Origin of the sequence: Plasticicumulans sp., from assembly GCF_035331805.1 — a bacterium.
In the GTDB taxonomy this organism is placed as follows: domain Bacteria; phylum Pseudomonadota; class Gammaproteobacteria; order Competibacterales; family Competibacteraceae; genus Plasticicumulans.
Window position 1 is genome coordinate 1 of record NZ_DAOLKE010000242.1, and the last position, 5,514, is coordinate 5,514.

Consider the following 5,514-nt stretch of genomic DNA (forward strand, 5'->3'; position numbering starts at 1 on the left):
TCAGTGCGCCGCTTCGGCCTTCGCCTTCATCCGCTTCTTCTTCGCGAGGATGTTCAGCGTCTCGACGCCGACCGAGAACGCGATCGCGAAGTACAGGTAGCCCTTCGGGATGTGGAAGCCCATGCCGTCGGCGATCAGCGCGACGCCGACCAGGATCAGGAAGGACAGCGCCAGCATCTTCACCGACACGTGCTCCTCGATGAAGCGCGACAGCGGGTCGGCCGCGAACACCATGACCAGCACCGCGATGATGACCGCCGCGGCCATCACCGAGATTTCGCTGGCCATGCCGACCGCCGTGATCACCGAGTCGAGCGAGAACACGATGTCGAGGATCATGATCTGCACGACCACCGACGTGAAGCTGACCGCCTTCGACTCGCGGATTTCCTCCTCGACGCCCTCGACGGTGGCGTGGATTTCGGTCGTGCCCTTGGCGAGCAGGAACAGGCCGCCGCCGAGCAGGATCAGGTCGCGCAGGCTCACCGGGTGATCGAACACCGAGAACAGCGGCGCGGTGACGCCGGCCAGCCACGAGATCGACAGCAGCAGCAGCAGGCGCGTGATCACGGCCAGCGCCAGACCGACGCGCCGGGCCGTGCTCTGCTGATGCGCGGGCAGGCGCGAGGACAGGATCGAGATGAACACCAGGTTGTCGATGCCGAGCACGATCTCGAGCGCGGTCAGCGTCAGCAGGCTCAGCCAGGTTTGCGGGTCCAGCAGGATTTCCATGGATGGGCTACTCGTCGGAGGAGGCGGGCGAAGGCGCGGGGAAGGCGCGGGAAAAGGGCATGAGCGGGGCTGCGAAGCGCGAGTATAGAATCCGGCGGCTGCCTTACAGGTGATGATTCGTTGAGCGCGCTGATAGGCACGCGCTATCGTCGTGATCGGAAATTTTCAATTCCCCTACCGGTTCGCGGCAAGGCTATGCTGCGCCGCGTCTACGACTTCCGTAGTCCTTACAAGGCCAGCCAAGGAGATCCATTCATGAGCGTACTCGTCACCCGCGAAGCCCCGGACTTCACCGCCGCTGCCGTGCTCGCCGACGGCAGCATCGTCGAGGACTTCTCGCTCTCCAGCCTGCGCGGCAAGTACGTGGTGCTGTTCTTCTACCCGCTCGATTTCACCTTCGTCTGCCCGTCCGAGATCATCGCCCACGGCAACCGTGTCGCGAAGTTCAAGGAACTCGGCGTCGAGGTGGTCGGCGTGTCGATCGACTCGCAGTTCACGCACTTCGCGTGGCGCGAGACGCCGGTCGAGAAGGGCGGCATCGGCCGCGTGCCGTTCACGCTGGTCGCTGACGTCAAGCACGACATCTGCCGCGCCTACGGCGTCGAGCACCCGGGCGCCGGCGTCGCGCTGCGCGGCTCCTTCCTGATCGACAAGGATGGCGTCGTGCAGGCCCAGCAGGTCAACAACCTGCCGCTCGGGCGCAACGTCGACGAGATGGTGCGTCTGGTCGAGGCGCTGCAGTTCACCGAGGAATACGGCGAAGTCTGCCCGGCCGGCTGGAACAAGGGCGACAAGGGCATGAAGCCGACCGCCGATGGCGTCGCCGCCTATCTGGCCGAGGAAGCCACGGCCCTGTAAGGTCGCACGCCGCACCGGCAGGGGGCTTGCCCCCCGCCGGTGTCGAGCCGAGAGCGCATGCCGGGGCGTGTGCGCTGTCGCATCGACACCCTTGAGCAGGCCGTATCCGACGGAGCGGGCGCCGCAGCGTCCGCGCCCGATCCCGAACTGAATCCCCGGAGTTCCCCCGCGATGAGCGAAACCCGCCATTCCCGCCTGCTGATCCTCGGTTCCGGACCGGCCGGCTACACGGCCGCCGTCTATGCGGCGCGCGCCAACCTCAAGCCCGTGCTGATCACCGGCCTGCAGATGGGCGGCCAGCTGACGACGACGACCGAGGTCGACAACTGGCCCGGCGATGTCGAGGGCCTGATGGGGCCGGCGCTGATGGAGCGCATGCAGCGCCACGCCGAGCGCTTCAACACCGAGATCGTGTTCGATCACATCCACACCGCGAAGCTCGGCGAGCGGCCGTTCACGCTGATCGGCGATTCCGGCACCTACACCTGTGATGCGCTGATCATCGCCACCGGCGCCAGCGCCCAGTACCTCGGCCTGCCGTCCGAGGAAGCCTTCATGGGCAAGGGCGTGTCGGCCTGCGCGACCTGCGACGGCTTCTTCTACCGCAACAAGCCGGTCGCCGTGGTCGGCGGCGGCAACACCGCGGTCGAGGAGGCGCTGTACCTGGCCAACATCGCCTCGCACGTGACGCTGATCCACCGCCGCGACAAGTTCCGCGCCGAGGCGATCCTGATCGATCACCTGCACGAGAAGGTCGAGGCCGGCAAGATCACGCTCGCGACCAGTGCCACGCTCGATGAGGTGCTCGGCGATGCCGGCGGCGTCACCGGCGCGCGCCTGAAGAGCACGACCGACGGCTCGACGCGCGACATCGGCGTCGATGGCGTGTTCATCGCCATCGGCCACAAGCCGAACACCGACCTGTTCAGCGGCCAGCTGGAGATGCACAACGGCTATCTGGTCGTGCAGTCCGGTCTGGCCGGCAACGCCACGCAGACCAGCATCCCCGGCGTGTTCGCTGCCGGCGACGTGGCTGATCACATCTACCGCCAGGCCGTGACCTCGGCCGGCACCGGCTGCATGGCCGCGCTCGATGCCGAGCGCTGGCTGGAAGCCGGCGAAGCCTGAGCTTCCCCGGGCTGCGTGCGCCGCACCGCGTGCGGCAGCGCGGTCCGATGAGCGCGGGGCCGGTGCAGCAGCCGGTGTGCGCCGACGGACGGGATGCCGTCGGCGCGTACCTCCGCGGTTTCCGGCCGGGGGCTTTTGCCGCCCGCCCGTTCCCGCTGCGCGCATGCGCCGGGTCACACAGGGGCCGGCGTTGCCGCGCCCGGGGCCGGCGCAGCGCCTTGCGTCGTACCGGGAGCGCCCGTCATGAGCCTCTGGCCGATCTTCGATTCGCTGGCGCCGGTCTTCCTGCTGATCGCCCTCGGCGCCGCGCTGCGGCGCAGCGGCTTCCTGTCGCTGACGACGCTGACCGGCCTCAACCGGCTCACCTACTGGATCGGCCTGCCCTGCCTGACCGTGCACGACATCGCCACCGGCCCGTTCCAGCCGCTGGCGGCGGCCGGGCTGTTCACGACCGTGCTGGTCGCGACCGTGATCGGCGGCGTGCTGGCCTGGTATTGCGCCGGGGCCTGCGGGGCCGGGCGCGCCGCGCGCGGCACCTTCGTGCAGGCGGCGTTTCGCGGCAACCTGTACTTCATCAGCCTGCCGGTGATCGTCTACGCCTCGCCCGGACACCCGGAGGTGCGCAGCGCCGCGCTGATCGCCTCGGCGCCGGTGATCCTGCTCTACAGCATCGCCGCGGTGCTGGTGCTCGAAGCCAGCCGCAGCACGCCCGGCGCCGGCCGCGCCGGGCTCTGGCGCAGCCTCGCGACCAATCCGCAACTGCTCGCCTGCGTCATCGGCCTCGCGCTCGCGGCCAGCGGGGCCGGACTGCCGCCGAGTCTGGAGCGCAGCCTCGATGCGCTCGGGCGCATGGCGCTGCCGCTGGCGCTGCTCGGCATCGGCGGCTCGCTGATCGGTGCGCACATCGGCAGCCGGCTGCGGCCGGTGTTCGGGGCGGCGCTGATCAAGACCGCGCTGCTGCCGCTGCTCGGCTTCGGCTTCGGCTGGCTGCTCGGACTCGCGCCGGAGCAGCTGCGCTCGGCGCTGATCCTGCTGTCGACGCCGACCGCGTCGGCCTCCTACGTGCTCGCGCGCCAGCTCGGCGGCGACGAGGCGCTCGCCTCGGGCAGCATCGTGCTGTCGACGCTGCTGTCGGCGCCGGTGCTGGCGCTGGTGCTCGCGCTGGTCTGAGGGCGTCTTGCCGGAGCCCGCGATTCAGCCGCGCTATACCTCCGGGAGAGGATTTTGGGGTAAGGGCTTCCCGGCCCCCCGGAGCGACCCCGCCAGTCGTGGTTCCGGACCGGACAGCAGCGCGGCGCCGGGTGTCGCACTGGGCAGTCCGTGGCCGCTTCGGCAAGCTGTCGGGCCAACGACATGTCGGAAGCCGCCACCGCGGTCGGGGGCCGCCGGAATCGTTCTTCTCCCAGACTGCCCGCAGGTATCGCGATGACTGCCCCCGAACCCCTCATGCCCCCGGCGCCGGACCGGTCCGATGCGCTGACAGCACCGCCGGCGCCCGGCTTCGGCGAGGCGCTGCGCTACTGGCTGCGCCTCGGCTGCATCAGCTTCGGCGGGCCGGCCGGACAGATCGCGATCCTGCATCAGGATCTGGTCGAACACCGGCGCTGGATCAGCGAATCGCGCTTCCTGCACGCGCTGAACTACTGCATGGTCCTGCCCGGCCCCGAGGCGCAGCAGCTCGCGACCTACATCGGCTGGCTGCTGCACGGTACGAAGGGTGGCATCGCCGCCGGCGCGCTGTTCGTGCTGCCCTCGGTGTTCGTGCTGATCGCACTGAGCTGGATTTACCTGGCCTTCGGTCAGGTGCCGGCCGTGGCCGGCGTGCTGTGGGGCATCAAGCCGGCGGTCACCGCGATCGTCGTGTTCGCGGCCTGGCGCATCGGCTCGCGGGCGCTGAAGAACCCCGTGCTGTGGGCCATCGCCGCCGCGGCCTTCCTCGGCATCGCCGTGTTCGATCTGCCGTTTCCGCTGATCGTGATCGGCGCCGGCCTGATCGGGGCGCTCGGCGGGCGGCTGGCACCGCAGTGCTTCCGCGGCGGGGGCGGCCACGGCGCCGGCAAGGCGAGCTACGGCCCGGCGCTGATCGATGACCACACGCCGACCCCGGCGCACGCGCGCATCGACCGCGGGCGGCTCACGCGCCTTGCGCTCGGTGGCTTCGGGCTCTGGGCCGGCGGACTCGGGCTGCTGGCCCTCGTTTTCGGCGGCGTGCTGGTCGACATGGGCCTGTTCTTCACGAAGGCGGCGCTGCTGACCTTCGGCGGTGCCTACGCGGTGCTGCCGTACGTCTATCAGGGCGCAGTCGAGCACTTCCACTGGCTCACCGGCGCGCAGATGATCGACGGCCTCGCGCTCGGCGAGACCACGCCGGGACCGCTGATCATGGTCGTCGCCTTCGTCGGCTACGTCGGTGCCTGGACCAAGGAGGTCCTCGGGCCGGACGCCCTGGCCTGGGCCGGCGCGCTCGGCGCCGTGGTCGCGACCGTGTTCACGTTCCTGCCGTCCTTCCTGTTCATCCTGATCGGCGGCCCCTGGGTCGAGGCGACGCGCGGGGATCTCAAGTTCACGGCCCCGCTGACCGGCATCACCGCCGCCGTGGTCGGCGTGATCCTGAGCCTGGCGCTGTTCTTCGCCGAGCACGTGCTGTGGCCGGCCGGCTTCGGCGGGCGCTTTGAATGGCTCGCCGCCGTGATCGGCGCCGGCGCGCTGGTGGCGCTGATCCGCTACAAGGCCGGCGTGATTCCGGTGATCGGCGTCTGTGCGGGGCTCGGGCTCCTGCACGGGCTGGCGGGCTGA

The 5,514-nt window shown here is 70.0% G+C and carries 5 protein-coding genes; 4 read left to right on the plus strand and 1 reads right to left on the minus strand.

The annotated features are described in order from the left end of the window. On the minus strand, window positions 1-732 hold the full coding sequence (locus PKE44_RS14315) for a TerC family protein (protein ID WP_324552345.1): 732 nt from the start codon (window positions 730-732) through the stop codon (window positions 1-3). Window positions 733-987: 255 nt separating this feature from the next. On the opposite strand from PKE44_RS14315, the gene PKE44_RS14320 reads away from it, so the two are divergent. The 4 genes from PKE44_RS14320 (at window position 988) to chrA (ending at window position 5,514) form a co-directional block, all read left to right on the plus strand. After that, window positions 988-1,590: a peroxiredoxin gene (locus tag PKE44_RS14320; protein ID WP_324552347.1), complete on the plus strand. Its 603-nt coding sequence runs from the start codon at window positions 988-990 to the stop codon at window positions 1,588-1,590. Between the two features lie 171 nt (window positions 1,591-1,761). Beyond that, entirely contained in the window at window positions 1,762-2,718 is a 957-nt protein-coding gene (trxB, locus tag PKE44_RS14325) for a thioredoxin-disulfide reductase (RefSeq protein WP_324552349.1), read from the plus strand. Between the two features lie 243 nt (window positions 2,719-2,961). Then, the gene (locus PKE44_RS14330) at window positions 2,962-3,888 is read left to right on the plus strand and encodes an AEC family transporter (protein WP_324552351.1); all 927 of its coding nucleotides are present in this window, start codon (window positions 2,962-2,964) and stop codon (window positions 3,886-3,888) included. A 276-nt stretch (window positions 3,889-4,164) separates the two neighbouring features. Next, window positions 4,165-5,514: a chromate efflux transporter gene (gene chrA, locus PKE44_RS14335; RefSeq protein WP_324552353.1), complete on the plus strand. Its 1,350-nt coding sequence runs from the start codon at window positions 4,165-4,167 to the stop codon at window positions 5,512-5,514.